Source organism: Massilia sp. Root418 (assembly GCF_001425265.1).
Classification (GTDB): Bacteria; Pseudomonadota; Gammaproteobacteria; order Burkholderiales; family Burkholderiaceae_D; genus Rugamonas.
Genome location: NZ_LMEC01000020.1, coordinates 344,963 through 363,164 on the forward strand (window position 1 = coordinate 344,963; position 18,202 = coordinate 363,164).

15 protein-coding genes are annotated in these 18,202 nt (G+C 68.6%); 4 read left to right on the top strand and 11 right to left on the bottom strand.

Translation table 11 applies throughout. The annotated features are described in order from the left end of the window. Positions 1-2: 2 nt before the first annotated feature. Together ASC94_RS14125 and ASC94_RS14130 are read left to right on the top strand one after the other, a co-directional pair. The gene (locus tag ASC94_RS14125; protein ID WP_056395717.1) at positions 3-1,142 is read left to right on the top strand and encodes a sensor histidine kinase; all 1,140 of its coding nucleotides are present in this window, start codon (positions 3-5) and stop codon (positions 1,140-1,142) included. Then, a complete protein-coding gene (locus ASC94_RS14130) occupies positions 1,130-1,927 on the top strand; it encodes a LytTR family DNA-binding domain-containing protein (RefSeq protein ID WP_056395720.1) in 798 nt (265 codons plus the stop codon). Before ASC94_RS14125 ends, ASC94_RS14130 begins: the two co-directional genes overlap by 13 nt. Positions 1,928-1,951: 24 nt before the next feature. On the opposite strand, the gene ASC94_RS14135 is transcribed toward ASC94_RS14130, so the two are convergent. Both ASC94_RS14135 and ASC94_RS14140 read right to left on the bottom strand, forming a co-directional pair. After that, positions 1,952-2,881, bottom strand: a complete 930-nt coding sequence (locus ASC94_RS14135; protein ID WP_056395723.1) for a sensor domain-containing diguanylate cyclase — start codon at positions 2,879-2,881, stop codon at positions 1,952-1,954. A gap of 59 nt (positions 2,882-2,940) precedes the next feature. After that, positions 2,941-5,547: a penicillin acylase family protein gene (locus ASC94_RS14140; RefSeq protein WP_082616517.1), complete on the bottom strand. Its 2,607-nt coding sequence runs from the start codon at positions 5,545-5,547 to the stop codon at positions 2,941-2,943. Positions 5,548-5,661: 114 nt separating this feature from the next. Here ASC94_RS14140 and ASC94_RS14145 point away from each other — a divergent pair, with 114 nt between their 5' ends. Together ASC94_RS14145 and ASC94_RS14150 are read left to right on the top strand one after the other, a co-directional pair. Further along, entirely contained in the window at positions 5,662-6,171 is a 510-nt protein-coding gene (locus ASC94_RS14145) for a GAF domain-containing protein (RefSeq protein WP_056395726.1), read from the top strand. Then, positions 6,164-6,562, top strand: a complete 399-nt coding sequence (locus tag ASC94_RS14150) for a hypothetical protein (RefSeq protein WP_056395729.1) — start codon at positions 6,164-6,166, stop codon at positions 6,560-6,562. The genes ASC94_RS14145 and ASC94_RS14150 overlap by 8 nt, the downstream gene beginning before the upstream one ends. On the opposite strand, the gene ASC94_RS14155 is transcribed toward ASC94_RS14150, so the two are convergent. The 9 genes from ASC94_RS14155 to ASC94_RS14195 all read right to left on the bottom strand — a co-directional run bounded on the left by ASC94_RS14155 (position 6,531) and on the right by ASC94_RS14195 (position 18,124). Further along, a complete protein-coding gene (locus ASC94_RS14155; protein ID WP_082616518.1) occupies positions 6,531-9,830 on the bottom strand; it encodes an EAL domain-containing protein in 3,300 nt (1,099 codons plus the stop codon). The genes ASC94_RS14150 and ASC94_RS14155 overlap by 32 nt on opposite strands. Positions 9,831-9,925: 95 nt before the next feature. After that, positions 9,926-10,915 carry a pyridoxamine 5'-phosphate oxidase family protein gene (locus tag ASC94_RS14160; RefSeq protein WP_056395735.1) on the bottom strand — a complete coding sequence of 330 codons (990 nt, stop codon included), beginning with the start codon at positions 10,913-10,915 and terminating at the stop codon, positions 9,926-9,928. Positions 10,916-10,925: 10 nt separating this feature from the next. After that, the gene (locus tag ASC94_RS14165; RefSeq protein WP_056395738.1) at positions 10,926-11,543 is read right to left on the bottom strand and encodes a glutathione S-transferase family protein; all 618 of its coding nucleotides are present in this window, start codon (positions 11,541-11,543) and stop codon (positions 10,926-10,928) included. Between the two features lie 84 nt (positions 11,544-11,627). Further along, positions 11,628-12,779: an esterase-like activity of phytase family protein gene (locus ASC94_RS14170; RefSeq protein ID WP_229417271.1), complete on the bottom strand. Its 1,152-nt coding sequence runs from the start codon at positions 12,777-12,779 to the stop codon at positions 11,628-11,630. Positions 12,780-12,826: 47 nt separating this feature from the next. Then, positions 12,827-14,161 (bottom strand): DUF3422 family protein, encoded by a 1,335-nt coding sequence (locus tag ASC94_RS14175; RefSeq protein ID WP_056395744.1) that lies wholly within the window; start codon positions 14,159-14,161, stop codon positions 12,827-12,829. Beyond that, a complete protein-coding gene (locus ASC94_RS14180; RefSeq protein ID WP_056395758.1) occupies positions 14,158-15,102 on the bottom strand; it encodes a LysR family transcriptional regulator in 945 nt (314 codons plus the stop codon). Before ASC94_RS14180 ends, ASC94_RS14175 begins: the two co-directional genes overlap by 4 nt. Before the next feature lie 55 nt (positions 15,103-15,157). Beyond that, positions 15,158-16,117, bottom strand: coding sequence for a glycoside hydrolase family 43 protein (locus ASC94_RS14185; RefSeq protein WP_056395762.1), 960 nt, complete (start codon positions 16,115-16,117; stop codon positions 15,158-15,160). 19 nt (positions 16,118-16,136) lie between these two features. After that, entirely contained in the window at positions 16,137-17,117 is a 981-nt protein-coding gene (yjfF, locus tag ASC94_RS14190; protein ID WP_056395765.1) for a galactofuranose ABC transporter, permease protein YjfF, read from the bottom strand. Continuing rightward, complete coding sequence (locus ASC94_RS14195; RefSeq protein ID WP_056397885.1) at positions 17,114-18,124, bottom strand: ABC transporter permease; 1,011 nt, start codon at positions 18,122-18,124, stop codon at positions 17,114-17,116. Before ASC94_RS14195 ends, yjfF begins: the two co-directional genes overlap by 4 nt. Between the last annotated feature and the right edge of the window lie 78 nt (positions 18,125-18,202).

Below are 18,202 nucleotides of genomic sequence, written 5' to 3' on the forward strand. Positions count from 1 at the left end.
CCATGCAAAGCCGCCGCTCCCTCTATCTCGTGTGCGCCGCCTGGCTGCTGTTCTGGAGCCTGATGGTGACCACCGCCGTGCAGGACGCACTGCGCGACGGCGAGCAGGCGCTGTGGAAGCCGATGCTGTGGGAGCTGTCGTCGGCGCTGGTGGCTACCTTGCTGATGGTGGCGCAGCGGCGCCACACGCGGCGCTACGACCATCTGCTGGGCGCCCCACTGCGCTGGTTCGGCGTGCAGCTGCTGTGGGCGCCGGTGTACTGGCTGTGCTTTGTGCCGCTCGCCTTCGGCATCCGGCACGCGGTGTATGCGCTGGCGGGCGACACCTACGTGCATCAGGCGTGGCCGCAGGTGTTTCTGTACGAGGACGTGAAGATCACCGTGTTCTTCGGGCTGTTCGTGCTGATCCAGTTCGGGCTGCTATCCTACCGCGCGCTGCTGGAGGAGCGCGTGCGGGCCGCGCAGGCAAACACGCTGCTGCGCCAGGCGCAGCTGCAGCAGCTCACCCAGCAGATGCAGCCGCACTTCCTGTTCAATGCGCTCAATACCATTTCATCACTCATGCACACTGACGTGGCGCGTGCAGATGCCACGCTGATGCAGCTGGCGGACGTGCTGCGCACCACGCTGGACCACTCGGGCCAGCAGCAGGCGCCGCTGGCCACGGAGCTGCGGCTGCTGCGCGGCTATGCGCACCTGATGTGCGAACGCTTCGAGGACCGGGTGAGCATCGCCTGGGATGTTGACGAGTCGCTGCTGGGCTGCCAGGTGCCGCTGATGAGCATGCAGCCGCTGCTGGAGAACGTGTTCAAGCACACGGTCGAACAGCACCGCCAGCCGACAGCGATCACCATCAGCGCCCTGCGCGACGGCGCCGAGCTGGTGCTCCGCATCGACGATGACAGCGGCCGCCTGCGCAGCAGTGCCGGCGTGGGCGATGGACGGAATGGCGGCGCGGGTGGCCAGGGTGCCGAGGGGCGCAACGGGGACGATAGCGGCGCAGCTGGCGATGCTGGGGGCATCGGCGTGCGCAATGTGCGCGAGCGGCTGGCGGCGCTGCACGGCGGCGCGGCGACGCTGCAGCTGGTGCAACTGGAACCCGCAGGCGTGCGCGCCGAAATGAGGCTGCCATGCGCGTGCTGATCGTGGACGACGAGCGCCCGGCGCGCGACAAGCTGCGCCGCCTGCTGGCGCTGGAAGCGGATGTCACCGCCATCGAGGAAGCGCGCGACGGCGTGGAGGCCCTGGAGCGCGCCGCCGCCTTCGCGCCGGACGCCATCTTCCTCGACATCCAGATGCCTGAAGTGGGCGGCTTCGACGTTGCCGCCTCACTGCCCGCGCCTGCCCCGCTGATCGTGTTCGTCACCGCCTATGACGAGTACGCAGTGCGCGCCTTCGACGCCAACGCCATCGACTACCTGCTCAAACCGTACGACCAGCCCCGCCTGCAGCGCGCGATGGAACGCCTGCGCGGCCGCCTGGCCATCCCCCCCGGCGCGGCGCGGCAAGGAGCGGCTGCAGCGGCGGGAACGGTCGCGGCGGGGGCAACGGCGTTGGAGGCAGCGGCAGCGGCGCCATCCGCCAGTGCGCTGGTGCCACCGGCTCGCCAATTGCTCATCCCTGAGCGCGGCACGACACGCATCGTCAAGGTGGACGACATCGCCTGGATTGAAACCGCCGACAACTACGTCATCCTCCACACGCCCTCCGGCGCGCCGCTGCTGCGCCAGCCGCTGGCCGGACTGCTGGATAAGCTCGGTCCGGCCTTCCAGCGCTGCCACCGGCGCGCCGCCGTGCGCCTGGCCGCCGTCACGGCCGTCGAAGTGGACGCAAAGGGCGACGGCGAACTGCTGCTGCAGGGCGGCGCCCGCGCGCCGCTCAGCCGCCAGTACCGCGCCGTCCTGCTGGCGAACTTTGCCAGGCCATAGCCCTGGCCATGGCCGGCTTGCCGGCTAGTTCAACCGCCTGCGGCTGCGCTTGGCGGCGTACATCTCCGTGTCGGCCAGCGCGAACGTCTCGTTCAGATCGTCGCCCGGCTTGCGCATGGCCATGCCGATGGACGCCTTCACGTCCGCCAGGGCCAGCTGCTCCTGCATCCGCTGCAGCATGGCCTGCGCGTCGTAATAGTCGCACTCCACCAGCAGCACGGCGAATTCGTCGCCGCCCAGCCGCGCCACCACGTCCGAGTTGCGCGCCAGGCTGGCCAGCGCGTGACCGGCGCGTGCCAGCAGCGCGTCGCCCGCCCCGTGGCCCTGCGTATCGTTGATGAGTTTAAGTTCGTCGAGATCGATCGACACCACGCACGCCGGGTGGCCGTAGCGCCGGCAGCGGTCTTCCTCGCGGTTGAGCAGCATGCACCAGCCGCGCCGGTTGTACAGGCCGGTCAGCTGGTCGCGCGTGGCTTCCGCCTCGGCGCGCTCGGCACGGCGCACTGCCTCTCCCGCCGCCAGTTCCGCGCTGAGCAAACTGCCCAGCAGGTCCGCCATCAGCTCCAGCAAGGGCTGCTCCTGTACCAGCTCGCGCGGCTGCGGCTCGGGGTCGATGGCGCACAGGGTGCCGAACAGGCTGCCGTCCGCGCGCCTCAGCGGCAGGCCGATGTAGGCGCCGATCTCCAGTTTCCTGGCGATGGGGGAAGCCTCGTAGGCCGCCACCTGGTGCGCGTCCGGCGCAATGTTGGGCCCCTCGCCGCGCACCATGCGCGAACAGAAGGAGTCGCTCCAGCGGAATACCTGGCCGGCGCTCACGTCGTAGCCCCGGTCGTCGGCCGAGAGCACGATCCAGTCGTCGCCCTCGGTACGCGTCACCATCCACAGACGGAAGCCCAGCCGCTCGCGCAGGAAGGCCATGCACGCCTGCGAGGCGCTGGCAAAGTCATTTACCATGTAAATCTCCAGATGTCGGTCCTGCCTCGGCCATTATGCCCTAGCCGCCGGCATGCTAGCTACTTGGCAAACATCAGCGTGTGCTGGGGCGGGCCGGGCAGGAAGGGCGTGGCCTTGCCGCCGACCCAGTCCGCATGGCCGGCCAGGAAGAACGGCGACAGCGGATGGCCGCTTTGCCCACCCGGCATGTTGAAGATGCCCTGCTCCTCCTTGCCCGGCGAGACCACCATGCGTTCGGACTGGCCGAACTTTCGGCCCGCCACGCGCGGCATGTGGCTGTCGCCCGGCAGCTGGTCGGCCGGCGCGGACAGCCAGCGCCGCAGCGCCGGCACGGCCGATGCGATCGGGTGCGCGATCTCCTGCGTGTTGCGCTCGCCCCAGGTGGCGGCGGCCAGCGGCTTGCCGTCCCTGGTCAGCGCGGCCAGGGCGCGGTCCATGGCGGCCAGCTGCAAGTCCTTCCAGCTGGCGTACTGCGGCGGCAGCCAGCCGGCCGGCTGTTCGTCCAGCAGCCGCGCCACCACCACCGGCCAGCGCGACGTCGCAGCCGCCATGTCGGCTTTCTCTGCCAGCTTGGCCATTTCGGCGCTGGCACCGCCGTAGAGCAGTTCATACAAGGACCACATGTAGGAGCGCGCGATGCGGTAGCCCACCGAGTCCACGCTGGCGCGCCCGCTCCAGCTCTTGCGCAGCAGCTCGCGCGCCGCCGCGCGCTGCGCGCCGATGGCGCCCCCTGCCACTGGCGCCGCGCCAGCCGCCCCTGCTGATCCCGCCGCCCCAGCCGCACCAACCGATCCAGCGGCACCAGCCGACGCAGCCGACGCAGCCGGTGCTGCCGGTGCTGCTGCCCCTGCCGCTCCTGGCGCTGCCGCAGGGACTCCGGCGCCCGCCGCCACGGCGGTATCGCCCAGCGCCGCCAGCGCGCGGTCGCGCCAGCCGCTCATGAACAGTGCGCGGTCGTCCAGCGCCACGCTGTACACGCCCTGCTCGCTGGTCTTGGCGCCCAGCGCCGCCACCGCGCCGCGCACCTGGTGCGCGCGCGCGCCGAGGTCGAAGCCGCCGTCGCCCAGCTTGCCGAAGTCCGCGCCCATCAGCTGGCGGCTGTTGGCGGTGGACAGCTGGCCGTCGGCCGGGTTGCGCAAGGCCGGGTAAGCCTCGGGCGGCAGCAGGCCGTTCCAGCCCGCCGCATGCGAGTCCCCCGCCAGCGGGAAGGTGGAAGCGAATCCTGGCTGCGCGCGGCGCGGCAGCGGACCGGCGATGGTCCAGCCGATATTGCCCTTGCTGTCGCCCGCCACGAAATTCTGCGCCGGCAGGCCTGAACGGTTGGCCACGGCCAGCGCGTCGTCCACCGTGGTGGCGGTCTCCAGGGCGCCGGCGGCCAGGTTGACCGCGCCCTTGGCGTGCGCCACCCAGTGCAATGCGTAGCTGCGGCCGCCCGCTTCGCGCACCGGTCCCAGCGAGGTTTCGCGCACCATGAACTTTTCGGCGGCGGCATCCTTGACGAGGATGGTTTCCTCGTGCGCCACCGGGCTCTCCCAGCCGGCCGGCGTGCGCAGCTTGCCGGGCCGGGCGGGATCGGTTTCCAGGGTCACCAGGTCGGCGTAGTCGCCGTAGCTGTTGGTGAAGCCCCAGGCCACGTGGCCATTGCTGCCCACCACCACCAGCGGCACGCCCGGCAGGGTCACGCCGGCCACGCGGCGCGTGGCGCCATGGCCGTCCGGGACCATCAGCACGGCGCGATACCAGATGTGCGGCAGCTGGATGCCGAGGTGCATATCGTCGGCCACGATGGCGCCGCCGCCCTGGCTGCGGCTGCCCGCCACGGCCCAGTTGTTACTGCCGACCATGCCATGCAGCTCGGCCTGGCCTGGCGCATCGCCGCCCAGCGCGGCCACGCGCGCCGACGCAGGCGTCTTCGCGGTATCGGCCCTGGCCCACCAGTCGGGGGCCTGGTCCGGGAACGGCGCGGCCGGCGGCGGCACGGCGGCCGCGTCCAGCGGCGCGTCCCACTGGGTGGCGTCCGGCAGCAGCACGGCCAGCTGCTCCGGCGTGGCGTGCTCCTTGAGCCAGCCGCGCGCCAGTTCGCGTGCTTCCAGGTTGCCTTGCAGGTCGAAATACATGGCCCAGAACACCAGCAGCGAATCGGCCGCGCTCCAGGGGCGCGGCGCCACCCGTATCAGCGCATATTCGAAGGGCCGCGTGCCCAGGTTGTTCAAGCCGTCGTTGACGCCGGCCACGTAGCGCTCCAGCAGGGCGCGGTCGGCGGCGGGCATGGCTCGCAGCGCCGCTTCGGCGCGCGCGCGGAAGCGGTGCAGGCGGTGTTCCTTGTCCACCCCCAGCGCACGGGCGCCGAACAGTTCGGCCAGTTCGCCCGCTGCCACGCGGCGCAGCAAGTCCATCTGGAAGTAGCGGTCCTGCGCGTGGGTGAAGCCGGTGGCGTAAGCCACGTCCTTGCGGTCGGTGCCGCTGATGGTGGGCACGCCCTGGCTGTCGCGCACCACGCTGGCGGTGCCGGTCAGCCCCGGCACGCTGCGCCGGCCGTCAAGCTGCGCCAGGCTGCCGCGCAAGAAGAACCACACACCCAGCCCCGCCATGGCCAGCAGCAGCAACAGTGTCAATGCGATGCGCTTGATCCACTGTCCCGGCCCGGCCGTTCGCATGCCCCGCATACCGTCTCCCATCGTTAATCTCACAGGAATATTGCCAGAAGTCCAACGCAAACGGGGTGACTATTTTGTAACGCCGGTGGTAGAGTAGCGCCATTGCCTGACTGGACCGCCGCCATGCTAGCCGCCCCCATCCCGCCCAATGAAGCCGAGCGCATTGCTGCGCTGTACGCCCTGCTGATACTGGACACCCCGCGTGAGGAACGCTTCGACCGGGTGGTGGAATTCGCGGCCGCCGAGTTCGACGTGCCGATCGCCCTCATCACCCTGCTCGACAGCGACCGCCAGTGGTTCAAATCCTGCGTCGGCCTCACGGCCTGCGAAACCGGGCGCGACGTGTCGTTTTGCGGCCACGCCATCTTGCGCGCCGAGATCATGGTGGTGCCGGACGCGCTGGCCGATCCGCGCTTCGCCGACAATCCGCTGGTGACCGGCCCGCCCCACATCCGCTTCTACGCCGGGGCCCCGCTGCTGCTGCCCAACGGCTACGCGCTCGGCACCCTGTGCATCATCGACACCCGGCCGCGCCAGCTGGACGACGTGGAGCTGGCCATCCTGTCCACCCTGCGCGGCCTGGTGATGCAAGAACTGCAGTCCGCCCAGCCCAAGGACGCCAGCCATGCCTGAGCCGCACACCCTGTCCATGCTGCTGGTGGAGCCGGAAACCATGCTGCGCCGGACCGTGGCGCTCACCGCGCGGTCGCTGGGACTGGCCGATATCCATGAGGCGGCCAGTCCGGCAATGGCGCGCCAGATGCTGCGCCGGCAGCGCTTCGCCGGCGCCATCATCGCCATCAATGCTGGCGACGCGTACGACCTGGCCTTGCTGGACCATATCCGCGAAGGCCATACCGCCAGCAGCCGCAGCATGCCGATTGCCGTGCTTGCGGAGAACTGCACCGGCCAGCTGCTGCAGGCGCTGCAGGCGCGCGCCGTGAGCCGTGTGATCGTCAAGCCGTTCCGGGCCCGCATCCTGCTCGACGCCTTCACGGCGCTGGCCACTCCGCCCCAGGCCTGAACGGCGCCTGGGTGGGCTGGCCGGGCTGGCCGCCCTGCGGGCCGCGCATCAGCGCCTGGTAGCGGAAGGCCTCGCGCAGGCTGGCGCGCAGGCCGTCCTCGTCCCACGGCTTGGTGAAGAAGCGGTAGATCTCGCCGGTGTTGATGGCGCTGATCAGCGTGTCCAGCTCTGCGTAGCCGGACAGGATGATGCGCACCGTGTCCGGATAGAGCTGTTTCACGCGCCGCAGGAATTCGGTGCCGTTCATTTCCGGCATGCGCTGGTCGCTGATGATGACCTGCACCGGATGCAGCGCCAGCAGGTCGAAGGCGGCGCGCGCGGTCTGCGCCGTAAGGATGGTGTAGCCGTCCACCCGCAGCATGCGCTTGAGGGAGGTCAGCACATGGGGCTCGTCGTCCAGCAGCAGCAAGGTGCGCTGCGCCGGATCCGGCGCCCCGGGCAGCGCCAGGCGCCGCCCGTCCTTGAGCAGGCTGGTGAAGGCGTCGGTGTCGAGCGGACGGCTGAAGTGGTAGCCCTGTATCTCGTCGCAGCCGCAGCTGCGCAGGTAGGCCAGCTGCGCCTCGGTTTCCACGCCCTCGGCCACGATGCCGAAGCCCAGGCTGTGGCCCAGCGCGATCACCGAGCGCACGATGGCCGACACGTTGGGCTGGTCCAGCATGTCGCGCACGAAGGACTGATCGATCTTCAGGTGGCTCAGCGGCAGCAGCTTGAGCGAGGACAGGTTGGAATAGCCGGTGCCGAAATCGTCGATCGACAGCGCGATGCCCAGGCTTTTCAGGCGCGTGACGGTGGCCAGCACTTCACTGACGCTGTGCATCATCATGCTCTCGGTGAGTTCCAGCTCCAGGTATTGCGGCGCCAGGCCGGTGTCGCGCAGCGCGGCGACGATGTCGTCGGCCAGGCCGGGGTCGCGGAACTGGCGCGCCGACACGTTCACCGCCACCCGCAGCGGCGCCAGCCCGGCCTGCTGCCAGGCTCGCGCCTGCGCGCAGGCCGTGCGGATCACCCAGCGCCCGATCTCCACGATCTGCCCGGTGTCCTCGGCCACGCCGATGAAGCGGTCCGGCGACACCATGCCCAGCTTGGGATGCGGCCAGCGCAGCAGCGCCTCCATGCCGCTCAGCGCGCCGGTCTCCAGGCTCACCTTGGGCTGGTAGTACAGCCGCAGCTCCTGGCGCGGCAGCGCATAGCGCAGCTCCATCTCGATGGCGGCCCGCTCGGCCACCCGCGCCTGCATGGCCGGCTCGTAGAACTGGGCCTGGTTGCGCCCGGTCTCCTTGGCGCGGTACATGGCGATGTCGGCGTGCTTGAGCAGCACCTGGCCGTCCTCGCCGTCGGCCGGGAAGGCGCTCACGCCGATGCTGCAGCTGATGGCCACCTCGCTGTCGCCCAGCGGCACCGGCGCGGCCACGCTCTCCAGCACGTTCTGCAGCAGGCCTTGCGGCAGCGCCGCCTCGCTGCCGCCCAGCAGGAGCAGCATGAATTCGTCGCCGCCCAGCCGCGCCACGGTGTCGCTGGAGCGCACGCAGGCGCGCAGCCGGTCCGCCACGGTGCGCAGCAGTTCGTCGCCGGCCTGGTGGCCCAGGCTGTCGTTTACCAGCTTGAAGTTGTCCAGGTCGATGAACACCACCCACACCGCGTGGCTGTAGCGGCGCGCATAGCTGAGGGCCTGCTCCAGGCGGTCGCTGAACAGGTGGCGGTTGGGCAGCTGGGTCAGCGCATCGTGGTTGGCCTGGTGTTCGAGCTGGGCCTGGTAGTTCATCAGCGCCGTCATGTCGCTCAGCACGCACACGTGGTGGCTGATCTCGCCGTCGCTGCGCACCGGCGCCACGTGCAGCTGGCACCAGTACAGCGAGCCGTCGCGGTGGCGGCACTGCAGCAGCCGGGTGACGTCGGTGCGCGCCTTGAGCGCCGCGCGCAGCACCTCTCGCCCGTTGGGATCATCGCTGCCCAGCAGCGGTTCCAGCGTATGGCCGGCAATCGCGGCCGGTGCGTGGCCGGTCAGCTGGCCGAACGCGTGGTTGGCGTATTCGATGACGCTGCCCTCATCGCCCTCGCCCGTGATGACGATGGCGCTCACGCTGGCCTCCAGCGCGCGCCCGCGCAGCGCCAGGGTCTGCTCCACCTTCTTGCGGCCGCTGATGTCCTCAATGGTCCCCAGCACGCCGATAATGTGGCCGTGCGCGTCGTGCAGCGGCAGTTTGTTGATCAGGAACCAGTGCATGCTGCCGTCGGCGAACAGCATGTGGTCTTCCTGGCCCAGGTTGGCCTGGCCGGAATCGATGATGCGGCGGTCGTCTGCCACGATGCGTTCGGCGTTCGCCGCCCAGGGGAAGTCCGCGTCGCGCTTACCCACGATGAAGGCCGGCCCGCCCACCCCGGCCGCGCGCGCGAAGCTTTCGTTGCAGCCGCGGTAGACCGAGTCCAGGTCCTTCCAGAAGATCTGGTGCGGAATATGGTTGATCACCAGCTGCTGCAATTCCTGGGAGGTGTGCAGCGCCTCTTCCATGCGCAGCTTGTCGGTCACGTCGTGCGCCAGCACCAGCCGCGCCGCGCGGCCCGCCAGCGTGATCGAATGGGAGGAAATATCGACCGTGACCAGGCTGCCGTCCTTCCTGCGGTGCTGCCAGTAGCCGGCGCGCTGCGCGCCCTTGGCCGGCGCGTTGGCCAGGTCCGCCTCCAGCCGCTCCAGCTCATGCTCGGGGCGGATGTCCCTGATCGTCATGTCCAGGAATTCGGACTCGGTGTAGCCGTACTGGTTGACGGCGGCCGCGTTCACCACCAGGAAGCGCAGCGTTACCAGGTCGTAGGCCCACATGGGATGCGGATGGGCCTCGAACAGGCGCTTGAACAGCAGCCGCGAATCATAGGAATCGAAGTCGCCCAGGTCGTAGTGCAGCAGCAGATAGGTATCCGGGCCGGCGTCCGTGGCTGGCTGGTGTTCAACCAGCAGCGAGACCGGCGTGGCCTCGCCATCACGGTCGGCCAGCTCCACCTCGCCCCGCCAGTAGCCGCAGGCGCGCGCCGCCGGCAAGGCTTCGCCGCGCACCACGCTGCCGGCCCAGGGCGCGTACAGCGCCGCCACGGACAGGCCGGGCCGCGCCTGTTCCGTATGCGTCGCGGCAAACCTGTTCACAGCGAGCATGCGGCCATGCGCGTCGGTCAGCACCGCCACGTGGGGGCGCGCGCCGAACAGGCGCTGGAAGCCTGTCAGCCGCTCGTCTCCATTCGGCGGCACTTGCTCTGTGAGGACTCGGTCTGTGTGCATCGGGGCATCTGTATTCCGGAAGTCTGCCCCATTCTAGACGAACGCCCGCGCGCGTGGCACACGCACCGTAGCGTGCTCGCCCTGCTTTCATGTTGCTATGCACCAGCGGCCGGCCAGGCGCCGGTGCGCAGCGACGCCGGCGAGGCGCCGTCGCCCCGGTCCAGCCAGCGCAGCGGCAGCGCCGCCTCGCGCCGGACAATGCGGCGCGGCATAAAGCGCCACAGCCGCTGCGCGCCTTCGAAGCCCGCCAGGCCGGCGGCGGCAGCCTCCCCGCCCAGCAGTTCGGCCGCGCCGCTCATCTGCAGCAAGCCGCCGCTGGCGAAGTCCACGAACACCAGCCCGGCACGCGGATTGAGCGCGATATTGCCCAGCGTGTTGAAGAACATATTGCCCTGGAAATCGGGAATGGTCAGCCCGCCATCCGGGTCGATCCGCACAAAACCGGGCCTGCCGCCCCGGTGCGACACGTCCACCTGGCGCTGGCCATCCTCCAGGTCAACATAGGTGGCGACGTAGAAGGAATCGGCGGCGCCGATCAGGGCGCGCGCGGCGCCGTCCAGCGCCGGGAGCTCGGCCGGCGCGGCCGGCGCGGCCGGGGCCTCGTCCACCAGCGCATAGTCGCGCAGCTGGATGTACTGCGGGCAGTTGCCGAAGGACTGGCGCACCGCAATCTCGAAGCCGGCCTCGCCGCTGCTGCGCCGCAGCACGCCGTTCATGCGGTTGCGGCGCCGCGTATGCAGTTCGATGCCCAGCAGGCCGATGGCGTCACCCTCCTCCATGCCCGCGTCGGCCGGGTCCTGGGGCGCGCGCGGCAGCGCCACCCGCAGGTGCACCGGGTCGGGCGAGTGCAGGAAGCCGGGCTGCCCGGCGCGCAGGGTGGCCCAGGCGTCGCCCGCCGCATCCACCGCGCCCAGCACCACGAAAGGCAGCTGCGCGAAAAATTCGCGGTGCTGATCCGGCATGAAGCCGCGCACCACCTTGCGGCCCAGCACGTCCATGCGCTCGGCCATGCCTGCGCTGCGCTGCATGGCCACCTCGCCCGCATGCCAGGGCGATGCCACCGTGTCGCTGACCGGGCTGTCCATGGCGGCCTCCTTACGCGGCCAGGCTGGCCGGCGCCGCTGCCATCGGCACGAAGCCGGGCAGCGCTTCCACGCGGCGCAGCCAGGCGTTCACGTTCGGGTAGCCCGACAAGTCCACATTGCCTTCCGGCGCGTGGGCGACGTAGGCATACAGCGCCACGTCGGCAATGGTGGGCGCGGCGGCGGTGCTGGCAATCCAGCTGCGCCCGGCCAGCTGGCCATCCATCAGCCCCAGGATGCGGTGCGCGCGCGTCAGCAGTTCGGCCGGGTCGCCGGGGCGGCCGAACACCGCCACCGCCCGCGCGGCGGCCGGGCCGTGCGCGATTTCACCGGCCGCCACCGACAGCCAGCGCTGCACGCCGGCCGCCCCCACCGCGTCTTCCGGCAGCCAGTCGCTGCGGCCCTCGCGCTTGGCCAGGTAGACCAGGATGGCATTCGAATCGGACACCACCACGCCGCCGTCGTCCAGCACCGGCAGCTGGCCGAAGCTGTTCAGTTCCAGGAAGGCCGGCGTCTTGTGTTCGGCCTTGAAGATATCCAGGTGCACCACCTCGTGCTCCAGCCCCAGCAGGGACAGGAACAGGCGGACGCGGTGCACATGGCCGGACAGCGGATAGGAATACAGTTTCATGGAGGGCTTCCTCTTGGTCGGTTTATGGAAATGCAACACCGACAGTGTGGATTGTTTCCTCCACAAAGAGAACAGCCATGGAATCTAATTCAGCATTCCATTTTTCGGAATACTGGGCAGGACCTCGAACAGCAGGAACAGCGTCGCCTGGGACTTGTCGAAGTTGTCGTCCGAGACGATCAGCAGGCTGTCGTGACCGTTGGGCAGCTTGGGGCCGAAGCTCATGGCTTCGAAATTGTCGAGCGCGATGCCGAGCGTGTTCAGGTCCAGCACCAGGCGCTTGGCGGCGGGGCGGTAGGCGGCGCCGGCCAGCGCGGCCAGGCCGCGCACGTCGCTGGCGCCCGCGGTATCCATCTCATACAGGCGGATGTAGCTCTTGTAGGCACCGGCGGCGTCCTGCACGGCGGAGCGTTCCAGCACCAGCAGGCGCTCGCGGCCCACGGCCAGGATTTCCGAAATGCCGTTGTCGGCGTTCTTGCCGGGGCCGGGCGCGGCGGGAATGGGGTCCATCTGGTAGGCGTACTGCGCCAGCATGCGGCCGTCGCGGCCCATGCGGGTGATGCGCGAGACCGCGCCGCTGGCGGGCGTGGGCAGCGCGCCGTCCTGGTACAGCGGCGCCTCCATCGACACCCACAGCGACTGGCCGTCCGGCGCAAAGCTCAGGCCCTCGAAGGCCAGGTTGTCGCGCGTGCCCTTCTGTTCCTGCGACACGCGGAACATCTCCGGCAGCTGCGCCGCGCCGAGATAGCCGCCGTCGCGCCGGGCGTGGCGCACGAAGGGATCAAAGCCGCGCTTGCGGTCCCCTTCGCTGGTGTACCACAGGGTGCCGTCCAGCGGGTCGATGCGCAGCGCTTCAATATCGGGCACGTCGCCGCGCTTGTTCACGTCGAATGCTTTTACGCCGGGGTAGACGCTGCCGTCGGCCTGCCTGAAACTGTGCACGGCGGTGACGGCCACGCTGCGGAAGGCATTGGCGTCGTAGTCCAGGCGCGCGGTGTAGAAGCGGGCCGGATTGATGGCGCTGCGGTCGTCGCTGGCCAGCAGCCACTCGCCGCTGGCGGCGTCGTAATCCACGCCGGACAGGCCGCCGATGGCGGTGCCCTGGAAGTCCTGGCGGAGCGGGATGCGCTGCTCGCCGATGAAGCGCAGGCCGGCAATGCTGCGCTCGGCGCCATGGGACGGCAATGACAGCAGCAGGCTTGCCGCGCACAATGCAGCGGCCAGGGGTCGGATCATGGCAAGACGGGCTAAAGAGCCAAACGGCCAAACGGCCAAGGCCGCCATTATGCCGTATGCAACCTCTTGTGCATACTGCGCAGCGCCAGCCACACGCCCGCCACCACCACCGGCACCATCAGGCCGATCACCACTTCGGGGTTGCCCACCAGGCCAAGCACCTTGGCCGCCTTGGTGGAATACCCCACCAGGCCCACCACGTAATACGAGATCGCGGCCACCGACAGGCCTTCCACCGCCTGCTGCAGCCGCAGCTGCTGCGCGGCGCGCGCGTTCATCGACTGCAGGATCTTGCGGTTCTGCTGCTCCTGGATGATGCCCACCCGGGTGCGCAGCAGGTCATTGGTGTTGGCCACGCGCCGCGCCAGCGCTTCCTGGCGCGCCGCCAGCGCTTCGCAGGTGTTCATGGCTGGCGCCAGCCGGCGGTCCATGAATTCGCCCACGTTGGGAATGCCCTCGATGCGCACTTCCCGCAATTCCTCGATGCGCGCGTTCACCAGGCGGAAATAGGCTTTCGAGGCGGAGAAGCGGTAGCTCGTTTCCAGCGACAGCTTTTCAATGCGGGCCGCCAGCCGCGTGATCTCGCCCAGCAGCGCCTGTTCGGTGGCGCCGTCCACGCTGCCGCCGTCCGCCTGCGCGGCGTCGGTCTGCACCATGGCGCCGGCCAGCTTCACCAGCTCGGCTTCGATGGCGTTCAGCGCGGGGGCGGCCTGCTGCGCCTGCGGCAGGCCCAGTAGCGCCATCATGCGGTAGGTTTCAATTTCCAGCACGCGCTGCACCAGGCGCCCGGCCTGCTGCGCGCGCATGCCCACGTCGCGGATGATGAAGCGGCTGAAGCCGTCGGACTGGATGGCAAAGTCGGTAAACAGTTCGCCGCCCTGCATCACCTGGCTGCCCGCCAGCGTGGTGCCTTCGAACACGCGCTGCAGGGTGTCGGCCGGCGCGGGGCCGCGCTCCAGCACCACGTGCGCGGCCACCATCAGGCGGCCCTGCAGGGTGAGCAGCCATTCCTGCGGCAGGTGGGTCACCGGCATCTGCTCGAAGGCCTGCTCGGTGGCCAGCTCGCCGTTCGGGCGTCCGGCGAAGGTGTAAGTGGAGAACTCGGTGTGGCATTCCCACTTCAGGCGGAAGCGGCCGAAGTCGTGGTAGAAGTATTTGGCGTCGCCGGCCGGGGCGGACACGCCGAAGTGCTTGCACAGCGCGCCCAGGGTGGCGTGGTGGCTGTGGCCCTGCGGCGCGCCGGCGCCATTGTCGGCGTTGCGGTAGACGGCGAAATGCGAAATCAGCTCGGGCGCTTCCAGCTTGAGGAAGGGACGCGAGTGGATCTCCGCCGCGAGCGGCACGCGCAGCGAGTGGTTCAGGCTTGAATACACAATACTCATGCAGGGACTTCCTTGGCAACGGTACGGACGGCGCGCAGCAGCAGATCGGCGCCGGGCGATAGTAGGTGGTCTTGCTGGCGGATGATGCCGAATGCGTCCATTTTACATGGCAAGTCTATCGGCAGGATGCTGAGGATATTCAGGTCCGCGTAATAGCGCGCCACCTCCAGCGGCATCACGTGCAGGAAGTCGGTCTGCTGCAGCAGCGGCGCCACCAGCAGCATGGCGGTGGTGTCCACCACGTTGGACGGCGGTTCCAGCCCCGCGCGGCGGAACATCATGTCGCAGCGGTGGCGCAGGATGCTGCCGGGCGGCGGCAGGATCCAGGGCTGGGCGGCGATGTCGGACAGCTGCAGGTTGGGCACCGCCATCAGCGGGTGGCCGGGGCGCACCACCGCGCACGCTGGCTCCTCGGTCAGCTCCTCGTAGATCAGGCCCGAGGTGCCGTCCCGTTCCAGGATACGGCCTATCATGAAGTCCAGGTTGCCGCGCTGTAGCATGTCCAGCAGAACGTTGCTGGGCTCCAGCTTGACCCCGATGCGCAGCAGCGGCGCATGCTCCTTGACGCGCGCGATGGCCTTGGGCAGCAGCGACATGGCCGGCGTCATGATCACGCCCACCTCCACCTGCCCTACCAGCCCGGCCTTGAGCGCCACCACGTCGTCATGCGCCAGCGACAGGCTGGTGAGCGCCATGCGCGCGTGGCGTATCATGGTTTCGCCGTAGATGGTGGGCTCCATGCCGCGCGGCAGGCGCTCGAACAGGCGCACGTCCAGCATCTCTTCCAGGTCCTTGATCTGCTTGGACGCGGCCGGCTGGGTCATGTGCAGCGCTTCGGCTGCACGGTGGATGTTGCGGTGTTCGTCCAGGGCGATCAGCAGCAGCAGCTGGCGGGTCTTCAGACGGGCACGTAAAAACCAGTTCGGGTTGAGGGTATCCATCTGTAAATCATATCATTGCCGATATCGCTCTGGCGCAATATCGGCAATATGGATATCACCCTTTACAGCCGGGGCTTGAGTTCGCATCCGGTCCCGCCTCGGTCTGCGGGATGAAGCGGATGGTGCCGTCCGGGTTGTAGTGCAGCTCCTCCACCGCCGCCGAGCGGCGGAACTCGCCGCCGGTGGGCAGCTTGTCATTGTGGTAGAAGATGTAGGACTTACCGTTGTGCTCAATGATGGCGTGGTGGATGGTCTTGACCACCGCGTTCTTGGCCATGATCACGCCGCGGTAGGTCCACGGGCCGGTTGCGCTGGGGCCGGTGGAGTACGCGGTCTCCTCCGGGAATTCGCGCGACCAGGACAGGTAATAGGTGCCCTTGTGCTTGTGCAGATAGCTCGCTTCGGTGAAGTGCGGCACCGCCACCGTGTGGATCGGGCCGTCCGCCTCGATCATGTTCTTTTTCAGCTTCACGTACTTCATCACCTGGTTGCCCCAGTACAGATAGGCCTGGCCGTCGTCGTCGATGAAGACGGCGGGGTCGATATCGTCCCACGAGATATCGGTTTCCTTCGTCATGTCGTTGGTGATGATGGCGCTGCCGCGCGCGTCCTTGAACGGGCCGGTCGGGCTGTCCGACACCGCCACGCCGATGGCCTTGCCGGGGATGGTCTTGTGCTCAACCGTGGAATAGAAATAGTACTTGCCATCGCGCTTGGTGATGTCGGCGGCCCAGGCGTCCTTCTTCGCCCACGGGAAGGTCTGCACGTTCAGGGGCGAGCCGTGGGCGGTCCAGTTCTTCATGTCGCAGCTGGAATAGACCAGCCATTCCTTCATCACGTAGTCCTTGCCGCTTTCCTCGGCTTCGTCGCGGCCCACGTACAGGTAGACGCGGCCATTGTCGCTCAGCGCAGCCGGGTCGGCGGTGAATTTATCCTTGAACAGCGGATTGGCGGCGTGCGCGGACGCGGCTGCGGCCACCGAGATGGCGCAGGCCAGCAGGGACTTCTTGAACATGACTTCTCCAGTTATGAATTTATTGTTTTTGCTTGGCACCGATGGACATCAGGCGCTGCACCACGCAGAACACGAACAGCAAGGCGCCGATCACGATCTTGGTCCACCACGAGCTGAGGGTGCCGTCGAACGCGATCAGGGTCTGGATGGCGCCCAGGATCAGCACACCGGACAGCGCGCCCGCGATATAGCCGTAGCCGCCGCTGAGCAGCGTGCCGCCGATGACCACCGCCGCGATGGCGTCCAGTTCCGTGCCCTGCGCATGCAGGCCGTAACCGGACAGCATGTAGAACGAGAACAGCACGCCGGCCAGCGCGGCGCAGAAGCCGCTCAGCGCATAGATCAGCACCTTGGTGCGGCCCACGGCCAGGCCCATCATGTGCGCCGACTGCTCGTTGCCGCCGATGGCGTACACCGCGCGGCCGAAGGAGGTGAAGTGCGCCGCGTAGATGGCCAGCAGCAGCAGCACCAGCGCGATGACCGCGCCCGGCGACAGGAAGCCGCCCAGGAACGCGATCTGGCTTTGCGACATGGCCACGAAGAACGGGTCTTCGATGGTGATGGAGTTGATGCTGATCAGGTAGCACAGGCCGCGCGCCAGGAACATGCCGGCCAGGGTGACGATGAAGGCCTGCAGCTTGAAGTAGTGGATCAGCGCGCCCTGCGCGGCGCCGAACAGCGCGCCCAGCACCAGCACCAGGGCGATCACCGCCACCGGCGGCCAGTGCGCGCTGTTGAGCAGCCAGGCCGAGATCATGGTGGCCAGGGCCAGCACCGAGCCGACCGACAGGTCGATGCCGCCGGACAGGATGACGAAGCTCATGCCGATGGCGATCACCAGCAGGAAGGCGTTATCGATCAGCAGGTTGAGCACCACCTGCAGCGACAGGAAGCCCGGGTAGGCGGCGCCGCCGGCGGCGAACATCACCACCAGCAGGAAGACCGTGACCAGGGACGTGAAATACGGGGCGGACGTCATGCCGCGCACTTGGGCCATCATGCTGCTTTCCTTTTCCAGATCTGCTTGAATTCCGGCGACTGCGACAGGCAGACCAGGAACACCACCACCGATTTCACCACCATGTTCACTTCCGGCGGCACGCCGAGCGAGTAGATGGTGTAGGTCAGCGTCTGGATGATGAGGGCGCCGATCATGCTGCCCGCCAGGCTGAATTTGCCGCCCGCCAGCGAGGTGCCGCCCAGGGTGACGGCCAGGATGGCGTCCAGCTCCAGCAACAGGCCGGCGTTGTTGGCGTCGGCCGATTTGATGTTGGAGCTGATCATCAGCCCGGCCATGCCGGCGCAGGCCGAGCAGAACACGTAGACAAAGAAGATCAGCGCGGCGGTCTTCAGGCCGGCCAGGCGCGCGGCAACAGGATTGATGCCGACAGCCTGGATGAACAGGCCAAGCGCGGTCTTGCGCATCAGCAGCGACACGGCCAGCACCACGGCCGCCACCACGTACAGCGAGAACGGCAGGCCAAACAGATAGCCGCTGCCGAGGAAGAAGAACGGCTGGTAGTAGACCGTGACGATCTGGCCGTCCGTCAGCAGCTGCGCCAGGCCGCGCCCCGCCACCATCAGGATCAGGGTGGCCACGATAGGCTGCAGGCCAAGCGTGGAGACCAGCAGGCCGTTCCAGGCGCCGCACAGGATGGCCGCGCCCATGGCCGCGCACAGCGCCCACACCATGGGCGTGTTGGCCTCGTACACGGGCTGGCCGTTCTGCATCACCATGGTGCCGCCGATCAGCATGGCGGCCACGGTGCCCGAGAGCGCCACCACGGCGCCCACCGAAATGTCGATGCCGCGCGTGGCGATCACCAGGGTCATGCCCAGCGCCGCCAGCATCAGCGGGGCGGCGCGGTTGACGATGTCGATCACGCTGCCGTAAAGGTGGCCGTCCTTCCATTCAAGGTGGAAGAAGCCGGGGATGAAGATCAGGTCCACCAGCAGCAGCGCAAACAGCGCGGCCAGCGGCTTCATGAGGGGGTGCTGCAACAGCATGGCAAAGCTTTCAGGGTGATGGCTGCCGCCGGCGGCGGGCGGCGCTGCCGCCGCGCTGGCCGGTGCGGCGTGTTGAAC

What these genes read in the sequence shown, in the direction of transcription:
- ASC94_RS14125 (WP_056395717.1), top strand. Translation starts at nt 3, where the DNA reads ATGCAAAGCCGCCGCTCCCTCTATCTCGTGTGCGCCGCCTGGCTGCTG.
- ASC94_RS14130 (WP_056395720.1), top strand. Translation starts at nt 1,130, where the DNA reads ATGCGCGTGCTGATCGTGGACGACGAGCGCCCGGCGCGCGACAAGCTG.
- ASC94_RS14135 (WP_056395723.1), bottom strand. Translation starts at nt 2,881, where the DNA reads ATGGTAAATGACTTTGCCAGCGCCTCGCAGGCGTGCATGGCCTTCCTG.
- ASC94_RS14140 (WP_082616517.1), bottom strand. Translation starts at nt 5,547, where the DNA reads ATGCGGGGCATGCGAACGGCCGGGCCGGGACAGTGGATCAAGCGCATC.
- ASC94_RS14145 (WP_056395726.1), top strand. Translation starts at nt 5,662, where the DNA reads ATGCTAGCCGCCCCCATCCCGCCCAATGAAGCCGAGCGCATTGCTGCG.
- ASC94_RS14150 (WP_056395729.1), top strand. Translation starts at nt 6,164, where the DNA reads ATGCCTGAGCCGCACACCCTGTCCATGCTGCTGGTGGAGCCGGAAACC.
- ASC94_RS14155 (WP_082616518.1), bottom strand. Translation starts at nt 9,830, where the DNA reads ATGCACACAGACCGAGTCCTCACAGAGCAAGTGCCGCCGAATGGAGAC.
- ASC94_RS14160 (WP_056395735.1), bottom strand. Translation starts at nt 10,915, where the DNA reads ATGGACAGCCCGGTCAGCGACACGGTGGCATCGCCCTGGCATGCGGGC.
- ASC94_RS14165 (WP_056395738.1), bottom strand. Translation starts at nt 11,543, where the DNA reads ATGAAACTGTATTCCTATCCGCTGTCCGGCCATGTGCACCGCGTCCGC.
- ASC94_RS14170 (WP_229417271.1), bottom strand. Translation starts at nt 12,779, where the DNA reads ATGATCCGACCCCTGGCCGCTGCATTGTGCGCGGCAAGCCTGCTGCTG.
- ASC94_RS14175 (WP_056395744.1), bottom strand. Translation starts at nt 14,161, where the DNA reads ATGAGTATTGTGTATTCAAGCCTGAACCACTCGCTGCGCGTGCCGCTC.
- ASC94_RS14180 (WP_056395758.1), bottom strand. Translation starts at nt 15,102, where the DNA reads ATGGATACCCTCAACCCGAACTGGTTTTTACGTGCCCGTCTGAAGACC.
- ASC94_RS14185 (WP_056395762.1), bottom strand. Translation starts at nt 16,117, where the DNA reads ATGTTCAAGAAGTCCCTGCTGGCCTGCGCCATCTCGGTGGCCGCAGCC.
- yjfF (WP_056395765.1), bottom strand. Translation starts at nt 17,117, where the DNA reads ATGATGGCCCAAGTGCGCGGCATGACGTCCGCCCCGTATTTCACGTCC.
- ASC94_RS14195 (WP_056397885.1), bottom strand. Translation starts at nt 18,124, where the DNA reads ATGCTGTTGCAGCACCCCCTCATGAAGCCGCTGGCCGCGCTGTTTGCG.